21 protein-coding genes and 1 pseudogene are annotated in these 21330 nt (G+C 70.6%); 15 read left to right on the top strand and 7 right to left on the bottom strand.

Annotated elements, in window-relative coordinates; genetic code table 11:
- Positions 1-49: 49 nt before the first annotated feature.
- Positions 50-436, bottom strand: coding sequence for a DUF2631 domain-containing protein (locus Q2K20_RS07400; protein ID WP_096905327.1), 387 nt, complete (start codon positions 434-436; stop codon positions 50-52).
- A gap of 163 nt (positions 437-599) precedes the next feature.
- Here Q2K20_RS07400 and dxr point away from each other — a divergent pair, with 163 nt between their 5' ends.
- The 8 genes from dxr to Q2K20_RS07440 all read left to right on the top strand — a co-directional run bounded on the left by dxr (position 600) and on the right by Q2K20_RS07440 (position 8482).
- Positions 600-1763, top strand: a complete 1164-nt coding sequence (dxr, locus tag Q2K20_RS07405) for a 1-deoxy-D-xylulose-5-phosphate reductoisomerase (protein WP_235027856.1) — start codon at positions 600-602, stop codon at positions 1761-1763.
- Between the two features lie 3 nt (positions 1764-1766).
- The gene (locus Q2K20_RS07410) at positions 1767-2987 is read left to right on the top strand and encodes a M50 family metallopeptidase (RefSeq protein ID WP_269501292.1); all 1221 of its coding nucleotides are present in this window, start codon (positions 1767-1769) and stop codon (positions 2985-2987) included.
- 135 nt (positions 2988-3122) lie between these two features.
- A complete protein-coding gene (ispG, locus tag Q2K20_RS07415; protein WP_082923994.1) occupies positions 3123-4271 on the top strand; it encodes a flavodoxin-dependent (E)-4-hydroxy-3-methylbut-2-enyl-diphosphate synthase in 1149 nt (382 codons plus the stop codon).
- 3 nt (positions 4272-4274) lie between these two features.
- Entirely contained in the window at positions 4275-5129 is an 855-nt protein-coding gene (locus Q2K20_RS07420; RefSeq protein WP_096905329.1) for a GNAT family N-acetyltransferase, read from the top strand.
- Between the two features lie 186 nt (positions 5130-5315).
- A complete protein-coding gene (locus Q2K20_RS07425; protein ID WP_269501294.1) occupies positions 5316-5789 on the top strand; it encodes a hypothetical protein in 474 nt (157 codons plus the stop codon).
- A complete protein-coding gene (locus tag Q2K20_RS07430; protein ID WP_096905330.1) occupies positions 5789-5974 on the top strand; it encodes a hypothetical protein in 186 nt (61 codons plus the stop codon). The genes Q2K20_RS07425 and Q2K20_RS07430 overlap by 1 nt, the downstream gene beginning before the upstream one ends.
- 46 nt (positions 5975-6020) lie before the next feature.
- The gene (gene map, locus Q2K20_RS07435; RefSeq protein WP_269501297.1) at positions 6021-6896 is read left to right on the top strand and encodes a type I methionyl aminopeptidase; all 876 of its coding nucleotides are present in this window, start codon (positions 6021-6023) and stop codon (positions 6894-6896) included.
- A gap of 107 nt (positions 6897-7003) precedes the next feature.
- Positions 7004-8482 (top strand): flavin-containing monooxygenase, encoded by a 1479-nt coding sequence (locus Q2K20_RS07440; protein WP_119192735.1) that lies wholly within the window; start codon positions 7004-7006, stop codon positions 8480-8482.
- Between the two features lie 101 nt (positions 8483-8583).
- Here the strand turns inward: Q2K20_RS07440 and mtr are convergent, their stop codons facing one another.
- Together mtr and Q2K20_RS07450 are read right to left on the bottom strand one after the other, a co-directional pair.
- The gene (gene mtr, locus Q2K20_RS07445) at positions 8584-9984 is read right to left on the bottom strand and encodes a mycothione reductase (RefSeq protein ID WP_119192734.1); all 1401 of its coding nucleotides are present in this window, start codon (positions 9982-9984) and stop codon (positions 8584-8586) included.
- Positions 9985-9989: 5 nt separating this feature from the next.
- On the bottom strand, positions 9990-11027 hold the full coding sequence (locus Q2K20_RS07450) for an alpha/beta hydrolase (RefSeq protein ID WP_240341302.1): 1038 nt from the start codon (positions 11025-11027) through the stop codon (positions 9990-9992).
- 133 nt (positions 11028-11160) lie between these two features.
- Between Q2K20_RS07450 and mqo the strand changes: the two genes are divergently transcribed.
- Together mqo and cobA are read left to right on the top strand one after the other, a co-directional pair.
- Positions 11161-12657, top strand: a complete 1497-nt coding sequence (gene mqo, locus Q2K20_RS07455; RefSeq protein WP_082923978.1) for a malate dehydrogenase (quinone) — start codon at positions 11161-11163, stop codon at positions 12655-12657.
- Between the two features lie 134 nt (positions 12658-12791).
- Positions 12792-14030 (top strand): uroporphyrinogen-III C-methyltransferase, encoded by a 1239-nt coding sequence (gene cobA, locus Q2K20_RS07460; RefSeq protein WP_256819504.1) that lies wholly within the window; start codon positions 12792-12794, stop codon positions 14028-14030.
- A 32-nt stretch (positions 14031-14062) separates the two neighbouring features.
- Here cobA and Q2K20_RS07465 read toward each other — a convergent pair whose 3' ends face one another.
- A complete protein-coding gene (locus Q2K20_RS07465; protein ID WP_269501310.1) occupies positions 14063-15130 on the bottom strand; it encodes a hypothetical protein in 1068 nt (355 codons plus the stop codon).
- Positions 15127-15876: a YaaA family protein gene (locus Q2K20_RS07470; protein WP_269501312.1), complete on the bottom strand. Its 750-nt coding sequence runs from the start codon at positions 15874-15876 to the stop codon at positions 15127-15129. Before Q2K20_RS07470 ends, Q2K20_RS07465 begins: the two co-directional genes overlap by 4 nt.
- Before the next feature lie 81 nt (positions 15877-15957).
- Between Q2K20_RS07470 and Q2K20_RS07475 the strand changes: the two genes are divergently transcribed.
- Entirely contained in the window at positions 15958-17712 is a 1755-nt protein-coding gene (locus Q2K20_RS07475; protein ID WP_269501314.1) for a proline--tRNA ligase, read from the top strand.
- A gap of 3 nt (positions 17713-17715) precedes the next feature.
- Here the strand turns inward: Q2K20_RS07475 and Q2K20_RS07480 are convergent, their stop codons facing one another.
- Complete coding sequence (locus Q2K20_RS07480; RefSeq protein WP_269501316.1) at positions 17716-18120, bottom strand: DUF4439 domain-containing protein; 405 nt, start codon at positions 18118-18120, stop codon at positions 17716-17718.
- The gene (locus tag Q2K20_RS07485) at positions 18117-18587 is read right to left on the bottom strand and encodes a hypothetical protein (protein ID WP_143337679.1); all 471 of its coding nucleotides are present in this window, start codon (positions 18585-18587) and stop codon (positions 18117-18119) included. The genes Q2K20_RS07480 and Q2K20_RS07485 overlap by 4 nt, the downstream gene beginning before the upstream one ends.
- Before the next feature lie 106 nt (positions 18588-18693).
- Here Q2K20_RS07485 and rimP point away from each other — a divergent pair, with 106 nt between their 5' ends.
- The 4 genes and pseudogenes from rimP to Q2K20_RS07505 form a co-directional block, all read left to right on the top strand.
- Positions 18694-19239: a ribosome maturation factor RimP gene (gene rimP, locus Q2K20_RS07490; RefSeq protein WP_067717678.1), complete on the top strand. Its 546-nt coding sequence runs from the start codon at positions 18694-18696 to the stop codon at positions 19237-19239.
- Positions 19236-20222: a transcription termination factor NusA gene (gene nusA, locus Q2K20_RS07495; RefSeq protein ID WP_069389518.1), complete on the top strand. Its 987-nt coding sequence runs from the start codon at positions 19236-19238 to the stop codon at positions 20220-20222. The genes rimP and nusA overlap by 4 nt, the downstream gene beginning before the upstream one ends.
- 140 nt (positions 20223-20362) lie before the next feature.
- Positions 20363-20761, top strand: coding sequence for a YlxR family protein (locus Q2K20_RS07500; protein ID WP_082923981.1), 399 nt, complete (start codon positions 20363-20365; stop codon positions 20759-20761).
- A gap of 69 nt (positions 20762-20830) precedes the next feature.
- A pseudogene (locus Q2K20_RS07505) lies at positions 20831-21330 on the top strand (translation initiation factor IF-2 N-terminal domain-containing protein); the annotation flags it as partial.

Below are 21330 nucleotides of genomic sequence, written 5' to 3' on the forward strand. Positions count from 1 at the left end.
CCGCCACCACTCCATCGAGTGGTGGCGGCCCTTCTCGGGTCGACTGGGGTCAGTGCCTGGCCGGCGCCCGGCCCTGCGGGTTCCGGGCGGCCTCGGCCCCTACGTGACCCGAGGCGGCGGCGCCGACCACCGCGTAGTGGTCCGAGGAGACCTCGAAGACACGGTTCCGCTTGAGAGTGTCGTCCTTCTTGGGTCGCAGCGACAGGAACATCCAGATCGCGAGGAACACGGCGACCGCCACCAGCCAGATGTCCTCCACCCGTCCGATGTGGTTGCCGAACAGCATGGCCAACAGGAACAGGACGAAGAAGCCGCCCGTGACGAGGCCGACCTTCCTGCTGTGCTGGTGCCAGCCCCACTCGACCGAGGGCTCGTCGAGGGTGCTGATCCCGTCGACGACGATCTCCTTGCTGGTGTGGTGCCCGTCCGCGCTCATGCTCCCCGGTTCTCCTCACGGCTCGCTGGCAGCCCTGCGGGCCGCCGACATCGTGCCCAGTTTGTCACACGCCGTCCGGCGGTCGACGGGTAACCCGCCGGTCCCCGCCACACCTGGGGCCGCTGATGCGGCATCAGGTGGCTCCGGCGTGGACAATGGCGGGGTGACCACGCGCGTTCTCGTCCTCGGCAGTACCGGCTCGATCGGTACCCAGGCCCTCGAGGTGACCTCGGAGGCCGGACCCGGCCGTTTCGAGGTCGTCGGTCTGGCGGCCGGCGGTGGCCGGATCGATCTGCTGGCGGAGCAGATCCGCCGGACCGGCGTCCGGTTCGTCGCGGTGTCCGCCCCGGCCGCGGCCGAGCGGATCCGGTCGGCGTTCCCGGAGGCGACGGTTCTCGACGGTCCCGGGGCCGCCACCGAGCTCGTGGGGGCGGTGGAGGCCGACGTGGTGCTCAACGGAATCGACGGGTCCATCGGCCTAGGGCCCACCCTGGCCGCATTGCGCACGGGTGCGCGGCTGGCGCTGGCGAACAAGGAGTCACTCGTGGCCGGGGGCGCCCTCGTCACCGGCGCCGCGGCCCCGGGCCAGCTCATCCCCGTCGACTCCGAGCACTCAGCGATGGCGCAGTGTCTGCGGGCGGGGACGGCGGACGAGGTGGCGTCACTGGTGTTGACCGCCTCCGGCGGGCCCTTCCGGGGCCGTACCCGCGCCGAACTGGAAGGTGTCACCGCGGAGCAGGCGCTGCAGCACCCCACGTGGGCGATGGGCAGGATGATCACCCTGAACTCCGCGACCCTGGTGAACAAGTCCCTGGAGCTCATCGAGGCACACCTGCTGTTCGGGGTTCCATACGATCGGATCGATGTGACCGTCCACCCCCAGTCGGTGGTGCACTCGGCGGTGACGTTCGTCGACGGCGCGACCGTGGCCAAGGCCTCGCCGCCGTCGATGAAGCTGCCGATCGCGTTGGCTCTGGGGTGGCCGTCGCGGATCCCCGGGGCGTCGACCCCGTTGGACTTCTCGCAGGCACACACCTGGACGTTCGAGCCGGTGGACTCCGAGACGTTCCCGGCGATCTCGGTGGCGCGGGCGGCGGGCGAGGCGGGGGGCCTGCGGACCGCGGTGTTCAACGCGGCCAACGAGGAGGCCGCCCCGGCGTTCCTGGACGGCCGGATCGGGTTCACCAGCATCGTCGACGTCGTGGCGGAGACCGTGGGCGCAGCCGATCAGTGGTCATCCGATCCCCGGGATCCGGATGACGTCGCGGCGGCGGAGTCCTGGGCGCGGCGGCACGCCGCAGCCCTCGTCACGAGCCTGGAGGGCTGAGCCGTGTTGGTGTTCGGGATCGTGCTGTTCGCCCTGGGGATCATGGTGTCCATCGTGCTGCACGAGTACGGCCACATGCGGGTCGCGCTGTGGTCGGGGATGCGGGTCCGTCGGTTCTTCGTCGGGTTCGGCCCCACTCTGTGGTCCGTCCGGCGTGGTGGGATCGAGTACGGGCTCAAGGCGATCCCGCTCGGCGGGTTCTGTGACATCGCGGGGATGACCGCGTACGACCAGCTGTCCCCGGAGGATGAGCCGAGGGCGATGTGGCGCCAGGCGTGGTGGAAGCGCGTCGCGGTGTTGTTGGCCGGGCCCTTCATGAACGTCGTCCTGGCGATCGCGTTGTTCTACACGGTCGCCCTCGGCTGGGGCCTGGTGAACCGGGACGTCCAGCCGATCCCCACCGACCGCGTCGCGGCCGTCGTGGGGGACACCTGCGCGGGGGCGGACCGGTGCGGGGTCGGAGTGGGCCCGGCCGGCGAGGCGGGGATCCTGCCGGGCGACCGGATCACGTCGGTCGACGGGGTGCCGGTGGTCAGTTGGGACGACCTGTCCACCGTGGTCTCGGCGCGGCCCGGTGAGACCGTGCCGGTGGCGGTGGAACGCGGCGGTGAGACGATCACGACGACGACGACGTTGACGTCAACGGGCGTGGACGGCGAGCAGCGGGGTGCGCTCGGGGTCCGACTCTCGGAGGACGGGATCCCCCGGGAGATCCTCGATGATCCGGCCTATCAGACCGTCAACACCTACGACGCCCTCAGCGCGGTGCCCGCGACCTTCGTCTTCACCGGGGAGATGGTCGAGGCGACCGTCGATGGGCTGATCTCGTTCCCGGCCAAGATCCCGGCGGTGGCCGCGTCGATCTTCGGGGGCGAGCGGGCGGACGACTCCCCGGTGTCCGTGGTGGGGGCCAGCTACATCGGCGGGCAGGCGGTCGAGCAGGGCCTGTGGAGCCTGTTCCTGCTGTTCCTGGCCGGCCTCAACCTGTTCCTGGGGGCGTTCAACCTCGTGCCCCTGACCCCGTTCGACGGCGGCCACATCGCTGTGGTGTTCTACGAGAAGATCCGGGACGCCGTCCGCCGGTTGCGCGGCCTCGCGCCGGGCGGCCCGGCGGACTACGAGAAGCTGGCGCCACTGACGACGGGGGTGTTCGTACTCCTCATCGGCGTCTCCGCGATCGTGATCACCGCCGACTTCGTCAACCCGATCCTGCTGCCCGGCTGAGCCGGGCGCACACCCACCTCGCACCCGCGCCCGGTTACCCGGATAATGGGACGCGGGACCTGCCCGCACCCGGCTGGCAGCCCCTACGGAAGGCCTGAAGTGAACGACTCCTCCTCGATCCCAGTGGGACTGGGCATGCCCGACGGCCCGCCGCCGGTCCTCGCGCCCCGGCGCACGACCCGGCAGCTGTTCGTGGGCCAGGTGGGCGTGGGCAGTGATCATCCGGTCTCGGTCCAGTCCATGACCACCACCAAGACCCACGACGTCAACTCCACCCTCCAGCAGATCGCCGAGCTCACGGCGTCCGGGTGTGACATCGTCCGCGTGGCGTGTCCCCGGCAGGAGGACGCCGACGCGCTGGAGACCATCGCGCGGAAGTCCCCGATCCCCGTGATCGCGGACATTCACTTCCAACCCAAGTACATCTTCGCGGCGATCGATGCCGGGTGTGCCGCGGTGCGCGTCAACCCGGGCAACATCAAGGAGTTCGACGGACGCGTCAAGGAGGTCGCCAAGGCCGCCGGTGACGCGGGCATCCCCATCCGCATCGGTGTCAACGCCGGGTCGCTGGACCCGCGCCTGTTGGCCAAGTACGGCAAGGCGACCCCGGAAGCGCTCGTCGAGTCGGCGATGTGGGAGGCCTCGTTGTTCGAGGAACACGGCTTCGGCGACATCAAGATCTCGGTCAAGCACAACGACCCGGTGATCATGGTCGAGGCCTACCGCCGGCTCGCCGCGCAGACCGATTACCCGTTACACCTCGGCGTGACCGAGGCCGGGCCCGCGTTCCAGGGCACGATCAAGTCGGCCGTGGCGTTCGGTGCTCTGCTCTCCGAGGGGATCGGCGACACCATCCGGGTCTCCCTCTCCGCCCCGCCGGTGGAGGAGATCAAGGTCGGCACGCAGATCCTGCAGTCGCTCAACCTGCGTCCGCGCAAGCTCGAGATCGTCTCGTGCCCGTCGTGTGGGCGCGCCCAGGTGGACGTGTACAAGCTCGCCGACGAGGTCACGGCCGGACTGGAGGGGATGAGCGTCCCCTTGCGGGTGGCCGTCATGGGCTGTGTCGTCAACGGGCCCGGCGAGGCCCGCGAGGCCGATCTGGGTGTCGCGTCCGGAAACGGCAAGGGCCAGATCTTCGTCAAGGGCGAGGTCATCAAGACCGTGCCGGAGGCGATGATCGTGGAGACCCTCATCGAGGAGGCCATGCGGATCGCCGAGGAGATGGGCGAGCCCGTGGGAGACGCCGCCGAGGGCCAGGGGCCCCAGGTCAAGGTCACGCGATAGACCGTGACCGACACGGCTGCCCCGGAGGCCGGGCTCGGCGGGTGCCGGGCGGTCGGTCGGGGAGAGTCGCGGGCGCTTGGCGACGTGCTCGCCGCCGACCCGTTGGTCTCCGCGCCGGCGGCGGAGAAGTTCGCCACGTCGGGTGTCGCCGCCGGCACCGACGGACGGTTCCTCACTTTGGGCGGGCCTGAGCGGTCTCTCGCGTTCGTCGGCAGTTCGGTGTTGCCGCTCCGGGGCGACGCCGCGGATCAGCGCGCTCTCGGTGACGCGGTGGCCCGACTGGGACTCGGGCCTATGTCGGTGCACGGTCGGCGCGACCTGGTCGCCGGCATGTGGCCGGCCCTGCGAGAACGCTGGGGCGAGGCCCGGGAGTACCGGGCTCACCAGTTCCTCATGGCGCTCGAGGGCCCGCTCGATCCAGCGCTCGTCCTGGCCGGCATCCGGCCCGCGACCGTGGAGGAGTTCGAACCGGTGCTCGCCGCCGCCGCGGCGATGTACCGCGAGGAACTGCGCGCCGACCCGTTCGCCGTGGGCTCCGGGATCCCGTTTCGTCGCCGCGTGGCGCGGTCCCTCGCGCGGGGGAGGACCTGGGTGGGGATCGACGACGGCGAGGTGGTCTTCAAGGCCGATGTCGCCGCGATCTCCCCGGAGGTCGCCCAGATCCAGGGCGTATGGGTACACCGAGACCGGCGGGACGCCGGGCTGGGGTCCGGCGGTACCGCCGCGGTGTGCGCCGCCCTTTGCTCACGGGGGCTCCGACCTTCCCTGGTGGTGAACGGGTCGAACGGCGCAGCCCGCGCCGCTTATCGGCGGGTGGGCATGGTCGACTCCGTCGAGTACGCGACGGTCCTGCTGTGAGTCATCTCGCCCGCACCGACCCAGAGCGGGGTACCCCCCGGCCGGCGGCTACGGGATCGGCCACGCCTGTGGGAAAGTGGAGCGTAGTCAGACCACGGACCCCGGAAGGTGTAATCCGATGACAGACAGTGCGGCAGTGCGCGCCGTGGGTGGCGCCCTCCGGGGGAGGGCCGTGTGAGTACCCCGATGACAGCACCGGTCACCCGGGCGCCCGCGGCCGCGACGGGGCCGACGGCGGTGGCGCCGGTGACCACGACGGGCCCGGTACGGGACGCGGCTGTCGACCCGGGCTTCCGTTCGCTGCGGCCGGCCGACCGGGCCATGCGGCGTCTGCTCGGCGTCCGGGCCGTCGACCGCAAGGCCGGCTCCGGCGCCCACCGGGCATTCCGGATCTCGGTGATGGTCTCGGCCGTGCGGTGCCTCATCACCTACCTCGCGATCCCGATTCTCGTGCCGCTGCTCAGCCTGTCCGGCTGGGTCGCGGCGCCCGTCGGTATCGCGTTGTGTGTGGTCGCCGTGGTGAACGGCGTGGTCAGCGTCCGCCGGTTCTGGGCGTCCGACCACGCCAAGCGCTGGATGTACACCGGCTTCATGGCGGTCGTGTTCGCGATCCTCGCCGTGGCGATGGTCTCCGAGTTCCACCGTCTGGGGGTGATCTGATGGATCCGCGCCAGGACTCCGACCCCGGTGTGGACACCGCGGCTGACGAGACGGCCCCGGTGACGCCCGACGATGCCGGCCCGCCCGCGAAGGGAGAGCTCGGCGAGTCGTCCGCGGACGTGATCACGATGTGCCTGTTCGGGGCGATGGTGCTCATCGCCTCGGTGTGCTTCGTCATCTGGTGACCGGACCGGGGCGACCGGTCGCGCCGGGCGGGCCTATCCTGGGGGCATGACCACCTCTACCCGTCAGCCTCTCGTCCCCGGTGAACCCACCCCGATCCGGACCGTTCCCGAATCGATCCCGCGGCCGGAGTACGTCTGGCGCGACAGCGTCGACGAGGCCAACGGGGAGGCGTGGATTCAGCCGGCTGAGGTCATCGACGCGATGCGCGTGGCCTCGAGGCTGGCCGCGGACGCTCTCGTGCTCGCCGGCGAGGCGGTCGCGCCCGGCGTGACGACCGACGAGATCGACCGGGTCGTACACGAGTTCCTGTGCGACAACGGGGCGTACCCGTCGACCCTGGGGTACAAGTCGTTCCCCAAGTCGAGCTGCGTCTCGCTCAACGAGGTGATCTGCCACGGTATCCCCGACACCACGGTGATCCGTGACGGGGACATCGTCAACGTCGACGTCACGGCGTTCATCCACGGCGTCCACGGTGACACCAACGCGACGTTCCTGGCCGGGGATGTCAGCGAGGAGGTCAGGCTCCTGGTCGAGCGCACCGAAGAGGCGATGAACCGGGGGATCAGGGCCATCCGACCCGGGCGCGAGGTCAACGTCATCGGGCGGGTCATCGAATCCTATGCCCGACGCTTCGACTACACGGTCGTGCGGGAGTTCACCGGCCACGGTGTCGGCCCGACCTTCCACAACGGTCTGGTCGTGCTCCACTACGACGAGCCGTCCCGGACCGAGGTCCTCGAGCCGGGTATGACGTTGACCGTCGAACCGATGATCTCCCTCGGCGGGCCGGGGTTCGACGTCTGGGAAGACGACTGGACCGTGACCACGGCCGACAAGGCGTGGACCGCCCAGTTCGAGCACACCGTCGTCGTCACCGAGGACGGGTACGAGATCCTCACCCTGCCGTCCGGCTCCTGAGCGCGTCCGGCGTCCCGTGCGCCCCCCCCGGCCGGCCGGGAAGAGTGTGTGGACGATGGTCCTGATGCGCCCCTCGGTCGTGGACAATCCGGAGCATACTGTCCACCATGATCGATACCCCTCGCGGACCCGTGGAGCAGATCGACCTGGTGGTGGTGGGCGCCGGCTTCGGCGGCATCGCCATGGCCGACCGTCTGTTGGGGGAGGGGCGTGGCCGGGACTTCCTCGTCGTGGAGGCCGCGGACTCGGTGGGGGGCACCTGGCGCGACAACACCTACCCGGGGTGCGCCTGCGACGTCCCCACCGCTCTCTACTCGCTGTCCCGACACGCCCACCCCGGGTGGTCCCACTCGTTCGGGAGGCAACCAGAGATCCGGGCCTATCTCGAGTCCGTGACGGACCGCATCGGTCTCCGTGACCGACTCGTCACCTCCTGCGAGGTGACCGCGGCGGTGTGGGACACCGAGTCGGCGCACTGGGTCGTCGACACGAGCCGCGGGCGGATCCGGGCGCGCGATCTCGTGGTGGCCTCGGGGGCGCTGTCCGCCCCCTCGATCCCCCGGCTACCCGGTCTGGAGTCGTTCGAGGGCCAGGTGTTCCACTCCGCGAGGTGGCGCCACGACATCGCGCTCGAGGGCCGGAGGGTCGCCGTCGTCGGGACGGGGGCCTCCGCGGTCCAGTTCGTCCCCGAGATCGCCGGGCCCGCCGAGCACGTCACGGTCTTCCAGCGGACCCCGGGCTGGATCCTGCCCAGGCTGGACCGATCGATCTCCGGACGCCGTCAGCGGCTCTACCGACGCTTCCCGTTGGTACAGCGGCTGGTCCGGGGTCGTATCTACCTGGGGCGTGAGCTCTACGTCGTGGTGTTCACGCGAGCCCAGTTCCTCTTGCGGTTCTTCGAGTGGTTCGCACGGTTCTACCTCTTCCTCAAGGTGCGGGACCGCGGGATGCGCCGTGCGCTCACCCCCGACTTCTCGATCGGGTGCAAACGGGTGTTGCTCACCAGTCAGTGGCTCCCCGCCCTCAGCCGGTCCGATGTGACCCTGGTGTCCGGCGCGGCGTCGGCTGTCACCCCGCGCGGGCTCGTGGCCGACGACGGCACGGAGCATCCGGCGGACGTCATCATCTTCGGTACGGGCTTCCAGCCGACCGAGCCGCCCATCTCCCGCGTGATCACCGGCGCGGACGGGCGCACCCTCGCCGAGCACTGGGATGGCAGTCCGCGAGCGCACAACGGCATCACCGTGGCGGGGTTCCCCAACCTGTTCCTGCTGTACGGCCCCAACACCAACCTGGGGCACTCGTCGATCGTGTACATGCTCGAGTCCCAGGCTGATCACGTTCTGCGGTTGCTCGACCTCGCCGGGCGGGAGGCCCGACGCACCATCGAGGTCCGTCCGGAGGTGGAGGAGTCCTACGCCGCCCGGATGGACCGCGAACTGGCGCACACGGTGTGGAACCAGGGGGGCTGCTCGAGCTGGTACATCGACTCGCGGGGACGTAATTCCCTGCAGTGGCCGACGTTCACCTTCCGGTACCGCGAGCAGGTCCGCACCGTCGATCCGGACGACTTCGTCCTCGCCTGAGGCCGGCGGGGAGCGGGTGTCACGCGCCTCGCGGCCCCGCCCCCGATCGTCGGCCCACCGACGTCGCCCCCGGTCGTCTGCCTTCCGGCATCGTCCGGTAGCTAGAAGCCGCGGTCCGGGAAGTCCAGACCCAGCAATGCGTTCTCGACGACCTCGGCCATCGCCGGGTGGATCCAGTACTGCTTGCGCGCGAGGTCCGGCACCGTGATCTCGAACTCCATGGCCTGGATGAGGATCTGCACGAGAGACGGGGCGTGGGCGCCCATGAGGTGGGCGCCCAGGAGCAACCCGGTGGCGCGGTCGGCGATGAGCTTGCAGCACCCGACCGAGTCCTCCATCGCCCATCCGTACGCCACGTCGCCGTAGTCCTGGGTCTTCACGGTCACGTCGTACCCGGCCGCGCGGGCCTCTGCTTCCGTCAGCCCGACCGACGCGATCTGTGGCCAGCTGAACACCGCGTACGGCACGTGACTGTGGTGGAACGGCTGCAGGTTCTCCGGGTGGTTGAGGTTGTGGCCCAACACCCGCTGCTCGTGGTTGGCCACGTGCTTGAGCTGGAACGGCGAGCTCACGTCGCCCAGCGCCCAGACGCCCTCCGCCGTGGTGCGGCCGAACTCGTCCACGCGGACCCGCTCGCCGTCCATCTCCACCCCCGCCGCGTCCAAACCGAGCAGGTCCCCGTTCGGGGTCCGACCCGTGGCGACCAGCAGCGCGTCGCCTGCACAGGTCGACCCGTCCTCGAACGTGATCTCCACGCCCCGGCAGTCGTCACCGGTCGCGGTCATCGAGGTGACGTGCTGGCCGAGGCGGACGTCCCACCGTCCCCGGGCGGCGTCCGTGAACCGCTCGGCGAGTTCGCGGTCGAGGTGCTTGAGCAGTACGTCCGACCGGCCGATCACGGTGACCTCGACGCCCAGCGCGGAGAACACGTGCGCGAACTCGCAGGCGATGAATCCTGAGCCCTGGATGACCATGGATTTCGGCAACTCGGGGATCCGCATGACGTCGTCGCTGGTGTGGTACGCGATGCCGGCCCCGGTGACGATCTCGGGGATCGACGGCCGTGCCCCCGCAGCGATCACGACGGAGTCCGCGGTGATGATCTCGCCGGTCCCCGTGTCGATGGTGCGGGGGCCGACGAAGGTCGCGTGTCCGTCGAACACCGTGACGTTGTCGCAACGGTTGCGCCGGTAGTCCTCCCCGCTCGACGCGATCGGGTCGATCCGCCGGTCGAAGACCCGCGAGACGATGTCCGGCCAACGGACCCCGTCCAGCGTCGAATCGACACCGTAGGCGGACGAGTGCCGGATCGAGGTGGCCGTGTCGGCGGCGTAGACGAACATCTTGGTGGGGATGCAGCCGACGTTGAGGCAGGTGCCGCCGAACGTCCCCTTCTCGCAGATCACCACGGACTTGTCGGCGAACGATTCGTCGATCAGCGAGTTGCCGCTGCCCGTGCCGATGACGACCAGGTCGAAGTGGCGGGAGGGGGTCTGGGTCATGGGGTTCAGGACTCCTTGGTGTGTGAGGACAGGGTCTGGTCCAGCCAGCGCCCGAGATGGTCGAAGACCACCTCGAGGACGTCGGCGCGGGAGAGGAAGACGTCGTGCCGGGCACCCGGTACGGGGACGTCGGTGACGTCACGGGAGACACGGTCGGCGAAGCGCTCCATCGACCGGACGTCCAGGATCAGATCGGTGTCCACGTCGAGCACGGCGCCCCGTGGGCGGGCCCCGACCGACGACGCCGTCGAGCGGAGCAACAGAACCGGGAGCGGTAGGTCGACCCCGGACTGTAGCCGCTTCTGGGCGCGCCGGACCGCGGCCAGCCACCCCGCCCGCACACCCACCCCGCCGGGGGGCTTGAGCGTGGTGTCGAAGTGGAAGTCACCGTCGTGGTCGACGTGCGTGCTGATCACATACCGGTCCGAGGTGGGTAGCGGCAGTCGGTAGAAGGGCCGGAGGGATCCGAGCGTGCGGATGACGGGGTCCAGCACGGGGCGGGCGCGCTCCGGGACGTCGAGCTGGAACCACGGGGAGTTCAGCACCACCCCCACGACGGGGGCGAGAGCGCCCCTGTCGCGACGCCTGCCCAGCCACAACGGCACCACCAGCCCCCCGGTCGAGTGGGCGGCCACGAGGACCGGCGTTCCCGGGTGCTCGGAGACGATCACGTCGAGAGCCTGATCCAGCTCGTCGTCGTACCTCTCCAGGTCAGTGGTGAAGTGCGGTGTCAGACCTTCCCTCCGGGACCGGCCACATTTGCGCAGGTCGATCCCGTAGGTCGCGAACCCGCTCGACGCGAGGAACTCGGCGAGATGGGTGTGGAAGAAGTAGTCCGACAGGCCGTGGACGACCAGGACGACGCCGGTGGGCTCGGTCGGTGCGTCCTCGTGGCGGACGAGGGTCGCGGAGATCTCACCCTCACCGTCGGGATCGGCACCGAGAGGCAGGTCGCGCCGTGTGTACGACGGCCCCAGCAGATCCGGGGCCCACTGCGGGTCGGATCCGTCGGGGGCGCCGGGATCTGGAGAGGGCGTCGACACGACGACCACCCTAGTCCGGTGTGTCCCACGCCCGGCGCGGTGAGTAGTCTGACAACCCTGTGGGCGCGGGCCTGTCGGGACGACCCGCGTCGACGAGAGATTCGGGTCCACGACCAATGAGCGAGGGTAGCCGGTGACTTCAGACCAGGTGGCAAAGCACGGAACGACGGATGTGGCGCTCATCGGCGCGGGCACCATGAGCGCGACTCTGGGTGCCCTGCTGCGGCGGCTCCAACCGGACTGGGACATCCAGGTGTTCGAACGGCTCGAGGGGCCCGCACTGGAATCCTCCGACGCCTGGAACAACGCCGGCACCGGGCATTCCGCCCTCTGCGAGCTCAACTACTCGCCCAAGACCGCCGACGGCGACGTCGACATCACCAAGGCCGTCAGCGTCAACGAGAAGTTCCAGGTCTCCCGGCAGTTCTGGTCCTATGCGGTCGAGAACACCATCCTCGGCGACCCCACCGAGTGGATCCGCCCCGTCCCGCACATGAGCTTCGTGGCGGGCAAGGACGGTCAGGACTACCTCCGGAAGCGTTACGACAAGCTCGCCGGGCACCCACTCTTCCCGGGAATGGGTCACACCACCGACTTCTCCGAGCTGGAGCGGCTCGTTCCGCTCATGGCCCGCGGTCGCTCGCCCGAGCAGCCCTTCGCCCTGAGCCACTTCTCGAACGGCACCGACGTCAACTTCGGTGCGCTCACCCGGCAGCTCATCAAGTACCTCACCCGCACGGGCACCGAGGTGCACTACCAGAACCAGGTCAAGGACCTCGAGCGCAACAGTGACGGCAGCTGGCGGCTGACCGTGGCCAACCGGCACACCGGTGACGAACGCACCGTCGACGCCAAGTTCGTGTTCGTCGGCGCGGGTGGCGGTGCGCTGCACCTGCTCCAGAAGTCCGGCATCCCCGAGATCAAGGGCATCGGCGGCTTCCCCGTGGGCGGCCAGTGGCTGCGATGCACCAACCCCGAGCTCATCGAGCAGCACCAGGCGAAGGTCTACAGCCAGGCCTCCGTGGGCGCGCCGCCCATGTCGGTGCCGCACCTGGACACCCGCGTCATCGACGGCAAGAAGGGTCTGCTGTTCGGGCCGTTCGCCGGGTGGACCCCCAAGTTCCTCAAGATGGGCAGTTTCCTCGACCTGCCGTCGAGCATCCGGGCCGGGAACCTGCTGCCCATGGCCAATATCGGCCTCACCGAGATGAGCCTGGTCAAGTACCTCATCACCGAACTCGCGAAGAACCACGGTGCCCGGGTCGACGCACTGCGCGACTTCGTGCCCTCGGCGCAGGACGGGGAGTGGGAGAAGGTCATCGCCGGCCAGCGTGTCCAGGTGATCAAGCCCAGCGGCCGGGGCGGAACCCTCGAGTTCGGCACCGCCGTGGTCAACGCGGCGGACGGGTCCATCGCGGGTCTGCTCGGAGCCTCCCCGGGCGCCTCCACCGCGGTGGACGCCATGGTCGACGTGCTCAAGCGCTGCTTCCCGAGCCGGTTCGCGGACTGGACCCCGGCCCTCGAGGAGATGATCCCCTCGCTCGGCCGGGACCTCGCCGAGGAGCCGACCCTGTTCACCGAGCAGTTCGAGCGCTCGACCCGCACCCTGAAGCTCGACCAGAAGGCCTGACGGAACGGCGCTGATCCGCCCCCACGCACCATTCCTCATCCCCCGGTCGCCCGACGTGGTGGCCGGGGGTGAGTCGTGTCACGGGCCGCAGGCCGGGGCCTGGGGTGGAGCCGGGGGCGGATAGGATCAGCAGCATGATCCGGCCTGTGAACCCGTACCCCGTCGGTCTGGACCTCGAAGGCCGTCGTGTCGTGGTGATCGGCGGAGGGTCCGTGGCGCAACGACGCATCCCCGTGCTGCTCGAGGCGGGTGCGGTCGTGCACCTCGTGAGCCCCGACGTCACGCCCACGCTCCAGGGCCTCGTAGACGCCGGGCGCATCTGGTGGGAGCCACGAGAGTACGAATCAGGCGATCTCGAGGGTGCGTGGTACGTGGTCGCCGCGACGAGGAACTCTCTGGTCAACGCCCGGGTCGCGGCCGAGGCCGAGCAGAACCGCACCTTCTGCGTCCGGGCTGACGCCGTGACGTCGGGTTCCGCGGTGACCCCGGCGGTGGTCCGCAGGGGCGAGATGCTCGTCGCAGTTCTCACCGGCGACCGCGCGCGTACCGCCGGGGCCCGGGACGTGGTCGCGCGGGCCCTCAGCGACGCGGGGGCGGAGGCACCCGAGGTCGACGAGGCGCTCCGCGGCACGGTCGCGTTGGTCGGAGGCGGGCCGGGGGCCGACGACCTCATGACGGTGCGTGGACGTCGACTGCTCGCCCGCGCCGACGTGGTCGTGGCCGACCGTCTCGCCCCCCAGCGCCCACTGGCCGAGCTGCGGGCGGACGTCGAGATCGTCGATGCGGCCAAGATCCCCTACGGGCGGGCCATGGCGCAGGACGCGATCAACGAGGTGCTGGTGGACCGGGCACGAGCCGGCAAGTTCGTGGTCCGCCTCAAGGGCGGGGACCCGTTCCTCTACGGGCGTGGCTACGAGGAGGCGCAGGCGTGCGCGGAGGCGGGAGTGCCCTGCACGGTCGTGCCGGGCGTCTCCAGCGCCCTCGCGGTCCCGGCCCTCGCGGGGATTCCCGTGACCAACCGCGGGATGACACACGAACTGACGGTCGTGTCCGGGCACCTCCCGCCCGGACACCCGGGCTCCCTCATCGACTGGGACGCCCTCGCTCGTATGCGCGGGACGCTGGTGGTGCTGATGGGGGTCAAGAACTCCCCGGCGATCGCCGAGTCGCTCATGGCGGGGGGCCGCTCGTCGGACACCCCGGCCGCGGTGATCGTCGACGGCAGTCTCGACGGTCAGTCGACCCATCGCTGCACCCTCGGCACCCTCACCGACACCCTGGCGACCCACGAGGTCAGGCCCCCGGCCATCGTTGTGGTCGGAGACGTGGCCGGGCTTCCGCAGGCGCTGTCCACGGACCTGCGGCACCGCTGACGCATCCCGACGCCGGGCGTGGTGCGTGCCCGTCAGGAACCGACGCGGCGCCGCTCGGACAGGAAGACGTCCGAGTAGGTGGCCGGATCCTGACCGCGTAGGTGCGAGGTGTGGTCCTGCATGACCAGCCGCGCCGAACAGACGTTGCGGATCGCCACCAACTCGACTTCCACGCCGGGGAGTTCCTCCGCCAGGCGGCGCGCGATCGCCAGTCCCTCGCGGTACCAGTCGACCGGATCGACGCCGTCGGTCCAGACGGGCACGCCGTAGCCGTAGCCGAGAAGGCCGAGGGCGGCGCCGCTGTCGTCGGCGCTGCTGTCGTCGGCGCTGCCCCCGTAGTCCACGAATCCGCGCCGCCAGTCGTCATTCCATCGCAGGATCCGGCTCTCCAGGTCAGGGGTCAGTCCGAGGCTGCGAGGCGTGGCGAAATCCATGAACCCGTCCCGGAGGCGGGGAGGCTGGTAGTAGGGGAGCCGTCCCGCCCACAGTCCCCACGTCACGCCGTACTCGGGCATGAGCCGGATCGTCGGCGTGCGGTCGGGGTCGGGTCCGTTGCCCGGCGCCCGCCAGCCCTCGGTGCGCACGTAGTCGCCCCGCAGAGGGTGGACGTAGTCCAGTTGATCGGCGGCCAGCTCACACACGACATACCGCTCCGCGGTGCAGAACACCGCCGTTCCGGTCAGGCTCACCTCAAGCCGGTCGGCGAGCTCGTGGCCGCGGTCGAGCCAGGCCAACTCGTCGAAGCCCTCGCGCCACACTGGTTGGTCGACGGGGCGGTCGCCGAGATGGACGAAGTTCTCTTTCCATTCGTCGATCCACGCCTCGATGTCGTCCCGCAGGTCGCCGGGGAGGTCGAGGTCGGCGGCCACGCCCTGGTCGTGGCGCCGATGTCCGGGCGGGAAAGCGGAGGGCGATCCGAAGAGGTGCGCCTCGTAGTACTGGACCGGCGACAGGCACAGACGGGGCAACGAGGCGAGCCCAGGTTCCTCCTGCAGCCGCCACGCCGCGCGGGAACCGTGCGAGGGAAGGACCCGCGGCGTGGCGGGGACGGAGTCGGCGTCGGCGTCGGCGTCGGCGTCGGGATCGGGACTCGAACTCACGGCTCCGTGACCATGGTGAGAACGGTTTCCGAGGTGCGCTCGAGGGTGTGCCCGGCCCGACGGGCCACCCGGAGGAGGGAGGCGACTTCACCCATCTCGGCCCGGGACGTGGCGAGCGTACGGGCGAGGAGACCCTTGTGATGCTTGGAGAAGTGCGAGACCACCTTGCGCGTGCCGTCGGGGTAGTCGGTGACGACGTCGACGGTGATCGCCCCCGGGACCGGCCCCAGCTGGTGGTAGCCGCCGGAGCGCAGGTCCACCACGAGGTCGTCGCCCCACCCGGCGGTGGCGGCGGTGAGGGCCGGCTTCCAGGTCGAACGCAGGGTGCCCAGTCCGGGCAACTGCGTCCCGGCGGAGAGGCGGTAGTGCGGAATGGGGTCGGTAGCACCGAGCAGGCCGAACAGGGCCGAGCCGATCCACAGCCGCGACTCCGCTCGTGACCGGGTGGCCGCGGTGAACGAGGCGGGGTCCAGGGCGTCGAAGAGGACGCCGGTATAGCGGCTCAGCGCCGACGCGGTGGGGGAGGTCCACAGGTCGGCGTTCAGTGTCACCTCGTCGCCGAGCTTCTCACTCAGCCCGAGCGCGTCGCGAGCTGCCGCCGCCTCCCCCGAGCACAGCGAGACGAGGGAGTCGGCGACGGCGCGGCGGGTTCCTTCGAGCTCGGGGAGCGAGAGCGCGGCCAGGTCGAGCGGCTCCCCGGACCCGCCGACGGATTTGGTCTCGGAAGGGGACAGGAGGATTCGCACCCGGCTTAGGGTACCGAGGCCACCGGCAGCCCCGACGGCGGGCGGCGGGTCCGCGAGCAGGGGCGGCTAGGCTGGTGCATCGTGATCACGCGTCTGTCCCACCTTTTCCTGCGCACGCTCCGCGATGACCCGGCCGATGCCGAGGTCCTCAGCCACAAACTGCTGGTCCGCGCCGGGTACGTCCGCCGCGTCGCTCCCGGCGTGTACTCCTGGCTGCCGCTGGGTCTGCGCACCCTCCGCAGGGTCGAGCAGGTGGTGCGCGAGGAGATGAACGCCTTCGGCGCGCAGGAGATCACCCTGCCCGCACTCCTCCCGCGGGAACCGTACGAGACCACCGGACGGTGGACCGAGTACGGCCCGGCGTTGTTCCGGCTGAAGGACCGCAAGGGCAACGACATGATGCTCGGCCCCACCCACGAGGAACTCTTCACGCTCACCGTGCAGGGCGAATACTCCTCGTACAAGGACCTGCCCGTCACGCTGTACCAGATCCAGACCAAGTACCGCGACGAGGAACGACCCCGTGCCGGGATCCTGCGCGGTCGCGAGTTCGTCATGAAGGACTCGTACTCGTTCGACGTCGACGACGCCGGACTCGAACGCTCCTACCAGGCGCACCGAGAGGCGTACCGACGCATCTTCGACCGTCTCGGGATCGAGTACGTCATCTGTGCCGCCACCTCCGGCGCGATGGGTGGTTCCGCATCCGAGGAGTTCCTCGCCGTCTCCGCCGCCGGCGAGGACACGTTCGTCCGATCCACCGACGGGCAGTACGCGGCCAACGTCGAGGCCGTTGTCACCCCCGCGCCGCCCGCCCTCCCGATCGAGGGTTCGCCGCGGGCGGTCGTGCACGAGACCCCGGACGCGCCGACCATCGACACGCTCGTCGCCTGGGCGAACTCCGCAAACCTCGGCCGGGAGGTCACCGCCGCGGACACTCTCAAGAACGTCATGTTCAAGGTGCGTCGGCCCGGTCAGGACTGGGAGCTGTTGGCGGTGGGCCTACCGGGCGACCGCGAGGTCGACATGAAGCGGGTCGAGGCCGCGCTCGAGCCGGCGGAGGTCGAGATCCTCGACGAGGCGGATTTCAAGACCAACCCATTCCTCGTGAAGGGGTACATCGGCCCGCGCGCGCTGCAGGAGAACGAGGTCCGCTACCTCGTCGACCCCCGGGTCGTCGACGGCACGGCGTGGATCACCGGAGCCGACGAGCCCGGCAAGCACGTGGTGGACCTGGTGTGCGGCCGTGACTTCACCCCGGACGGCACCATCGAGGTCGCCGAGGTGAGGGAGGGCGACCCGGCACCGGACGGGCACGGCACCCTGACCCTGGCGCGCGGGATCGAGATCGGCCACATCTTCCAGCTGGGCCGGAAGTACACCGACGCCTTCGGGTTCGACGTCCTGGGCGAGAACGGCAAGCCCGCGAGGGTGACCATGGGGTCCTACGGCATCGGGGTCTCGCGTCTCGTGGCGGTACTCGCGGAGCAGTTCGCCGACGACCAGGGCCTGGTCTGGCCCGCTGAGGCCGCGCCCGCGGACGTCCACGTGGTGATCGCCAACAAGGACGATGCCGCGATCTCGGGAGCCGCGACGCTGGTGGAGGCGTTCGACCGCGCCCGACTCGAGGTCCTCTTCGACGACCGGAAGGCCTCGCCCGGAGTGAAGTTCAAGGACGCCGAGCTGATCGGTGTGCCGTGGGTGGTCGTGGTGGGTCGCGGCTGGTCCGAGGGCACCGTCGAGCTGCGCGAGCGCGCCACCGGCGAGGTCACCCAGGTCCCGGTGGACGGTGCCGCGGAGGAGATCGTCCGGTTGATCGGCGCCGGACGCCCCTGAGCCTCAGGCCGGCGGCGGGAACCCGGGTAGCGCCTCGAACGGCGCTCCCGGGACCAGGGTTCTCCAGCGTGCGAGTTGCACCGCCGCCGCGGTGAGGGCGTCGACGCAGAAACGGCGGGTCTCCGGCGTCCGGGCGAGGCCGAGTTCGACGCGCCAGGCCTCGCAACAGTCCGATTCGATCCGGATCGCCAGAAGGACGGGAGCGCCGGGGGCGTCCGGATCGGGGACGTATCCGACCGGCGCGGGGGGCGATGCCGGCCACAACACCTCAGCCGCGTCCCGACGGGCTCGATGAGCAGCGAGCTCACGCCTGACCGCGGCTCGGATGGAGCCGTCCGCCCGGGACAGGACGAGACCGTACCCGTAGACCGCCGCGTCCTCGGCGGCCAATCCGACCTGAGCGCTCACGCGAGTTCCACCTCGACCGCCGCCGTGCACGCCGCCGAGACCGCGCCGGCGATCTCCGCGCGGGCCCCCTCGGTCGCCGCGGCCGCACCGGCGGCGTCGGCCGCGTCGGCGCGGAGTCGCGAGCGCACCTCCTCGGCGGGCGGGCAGACCGGCGCCGGTGTCGGCACTGGGGTCGGCTGCTGCTCGTCGTCCTGCGGGCGGTCCACGAGCCCGGCGAGCCGTTCCGCGTGAACTCTCCGGGTGTCGGCGAGCCGACGCAGGGCACCCACCCGATCGCCGTGGGAGGCGTCCGCGGCCGCGAGTTCCCGTGCGTCGCGCTCGGCGGCCTCGAGCAGGCCGAGCAGGGGATCGGGACGGTCGGTGACCGTGGGCAGGGCACAGCCGCCGGCGACTGCGAGCCCGGCGACTCCGGCGGCCGCGACGGCGAACTGACGGCGCGAGAGGGCGACGGGGGCGGAATGGGGCACTCCGACATCCTGCCAGGGGTCGGAGAAGGGGGCGGCGAGGCGGTACAGTGATGCGGCCCGTCCGCGTCCCGGAACGGAATCCGCCAGCCCGCACTCCAGGAGCACAGTGATCGTCCCCGAGCCCGACCGGGCCCATATACGCAAGGCGGTCTCGGACCGCAGCCTCGACCTCGAGGACCTCCGGGAGGACACCCGTTCGTCCACGTGGCACGTGACGGTCGTCGTGGACGGGGACTCCGGCGTCTCCCTCGACGATCTCGCCGAACTCTCCGTCGATCTCGACCCCCTCGCCGAGCAGTGGGGGGGATCGGGCCAGCCGGTCACGCTGGAGGTCACCAGCAGGGGCGTCGACGCGCCGCTGGAGCACCCCCGTCACTGGGCCCGTGCCCGCGGACGCCAGGTCGACCTGCTCTACGTCGACGGCGCCGACGGGCCGACCCGGGGGCGGGTCGGAGACCTCGACGAGGACTCGGGGACCGTCCGCATCGTGTCCAGGGCGGGCCGGGGGACCAGAGTGGACTCGGTAGCGTTGGATCGGGTGGCCCGCGCCGTGATCCGGGTCGAGTTCCGGCCAGCGCCACAGGAGGAGCTGGACCTGTTGTCCGAGCCGGAGAACCCCGGGCACGGCGTGCGAGAAGGAGAAAACAGTTGAACATCGACATGGCAGCGCTGAACATGCTGTCCCGAGAGCGCGAGATCCCGCTGGACGACCTCGTGCACACTCTCGAAAACGCGTTGCTCACCGCCTACAAGCGGACCGAGGGCTCGCATAGGGTGGCCCGGATCGCGCTGGACCGCAAGGCCGGCACGGTCGCCGTCATGGCCGCCGAGGTGGACGAGGACGGCAACCGCATCGGGGAGTTCGACGCCACCCCCTCCGACTTCGGGCGGGTGGCCGCGGCCACGGCACGGCAGATCATCCTGCAGCGTCTGCGCGAAGCCGAGACCGACCGCATCTACGGTGATCTCGTCGCGCGCGAGGGCGAGGTGGTCAGTGGGGTCATCCAGTCCGACTCCCGCGCCAACGCCCGTGGGATCGTGGTCGTCCACATCGGACCCGAGAACGGGGGCACCGAGGGGACCATCGCCCCGGCCGAGCAGGTACCGGGTGAGACCTACACGCACGGGGAGCGCATCAAGTGCCACGTCGTCGGGGTGCACAAGGGGCCCCACGGCGCCTCCGTCTCGCTCTCCCGCACCCACCCGGACCTGGTCCGGGGACTGTTCGCGCTCGAGGTCCCGGAGATCGACGACGGCTCGGTGCGGATCGCGGCGATCGCGCGTGAGGCGGGCCACCGGACGAAGATCGCGGTGGAATCCACCATCTCGGGACTCAACGCGAAGGGCGCCTGCATCGGACCGAACGGGGCCCGTGTGCGCGCGGTCATGGCGGAGCTCAACGACGAGAAGATCGACATCGTCGACTACGACGACGACCCGACGGTGTTCGTCGGCAACGCCCTGTCCCCGGCGAAGGTGATCTCCGTCACCGTCGCCGATGCCACCACCAGGGCGGCCCGCGTCGTCGTCCCCGACTACCAGCTGTCCCTGGCGATCGGCAAGGAAGGCCAGAACGCACGTCTGGCACACCGCCTGACCCAGTGGCGGATCGACATCCACAGCGACGCGGAGTGACCCGCTGCGCCGCCCGGCGCCACGCGGTCGGGCGCGCCGTTAGTGTCGACACGGCATTGTCTGTAGACTGATCAGTTGTCACAGTGACTTCACGTCCACCCGTCCACTCGGGCCGGGCGGCGAGAGACCGAGGTGGCCGGATGCAGGGACGCAAGGACCAGCGGTTCGGTACCGCCGAGGCCGCGGGTCCGGTCAGGACCTGCGTCGGTTGCCGGGGTCGGGACACCGATTCCCGACTCCTCCGGATCGTTCACGATCCGGAGACGGCCGCTCTCTCGCCCGATCCGCGCCGACGGGCGGTCGGACGAGGAGCCTGGGTGCATCGCGAACCGCAGTGCATCACGACAGCGCTCGACCGCAAGGCCTTCACCAGGGCCCTGCGGATCGCCGGGAACGTGTCCCAGGACGCGCTCACGGAGGTACTCGAGGCACTACGCCTCGGGCACGACATCACCCGCCGACCGCTCGGTTCGGCAGGGGGAGCACAAGAGAAGGAACGGACCAGACACGATGAGCACACCGTGAAGCTCCAGCGATGAACGTCCATCGAATGTAGACCGAGGTCGCGCGGCCAGCCCTGCCGTGGAGACCTCGCAGTGAGGAGAGCAGTGGCAGGCAAGCCCCGGGTACACGAGCTGGCAAAAGAGTTCGGTATCACCAGTAAAGAACTTCTGACGAAACTCCGCGATCAGGGAGAGTTCGTCAAGTCCGCGTCCTCGACGTTGGAGGCCCCGGTCGTCCGGCGCCTGCGTGAGGCACATGCACCGGCAGGCGGCGACTCCGCCCCCGCCCCGTCTAAATCCGCAGGAGGCGCTGCGCCCAAGCCGGGTGCACCCTCGAAGCCGGCACCGGGCCCCCGTCCGGGCGCGGATCCGCGCTCGGCGGCTCCCAAGCCCGCGGCCGGCCCCACCCCGGGCGCCAAGCCCGCGGCCCCCGCGCCGGCTCCCAAGCCGGAAGCCGGTCCGACTCCGGGCGCCAAGCCCGCGGCCCCCACGCCGGCTCCCAAGCCGGAAGCCGGTCCGACTCCGGGCGCCAAGCCCGGTTCCCAGCGTCCGGCCCCGGGGGCGACCCCCGGCGCGGCCGCCGCAGCCTCCCGTCCGGCTCCCGG

It is taken from the genome of Dietzia sp. IN118 (genome assembly GCF_032905965.1).
Taxonomy (GTDB): Bacteria; Actinomycetota; Actinomycetes; order Mycobacteriales; family Mycobacteriaceae; genus Dietzia; species Dietzia kunjamensis.

Coding starts and splice junctions, on each gene's coding strand:
- Q2K20_RS07500 (WP_082923981.1), top strand. CDS start 20,363: ATGCAGGGACGCAAGGACCAGCGGTTCGGTACCGCCGAGGCCGCGGGT.
- mtr (WP_119192734.1), bottom strand. CDS start 9,984: ATGACCCAGACCCCCTCCCGCCACTTCGACCTGGTCGTCATCGGCACG.
- ispG (WP_082923994.1), top strand. CDS start 3,123: ATGCCCGACGGCCCGCCGCCGGTCCTCGCGCCCCGGCGCACGACCCGG.
- cobA (WP_256819504.1), top strand. CDS start 12,792: ATGATCCGGCCTGTGAACCCGTACCCCGTCGGTCTGGACCTCGAAGGC.
- Q2K20_RS07440 (WP_119192735.1), top strand. CDS start 7,004: ATGATCGATACCCCTCGCGGACCCGTGGAGCAGATCGACCTGGTGGTG.
- Q2K20_RS07425 (WP_269501294.1), top strand. CDS start 5,316: ATGACAGCACCGGTCACCCGGGCGCCCGCGGCCGCGACGGGGCCGACG.
- map (WP_269501297.1), top strand. CDS start 6,021: ATGACCACCTCTACCCGTCAGCCTCTCGTCCCCGGTGAACCCACCCCG.
- Q2K20_RS07430 (WP_096905330.1), top strand. CDS start 5,789: ATGGATCCGCGCCAGGACTCCGACCCCGGTGTGGACACCGCGGCTGAC.
- Q2K20_RS07400 (WP_096905327.1), bottom strand. CDS start 436: ATGAGCGCGGACGGGCACCACACCAGCAAGGAGATCGTCGTCGACGGG.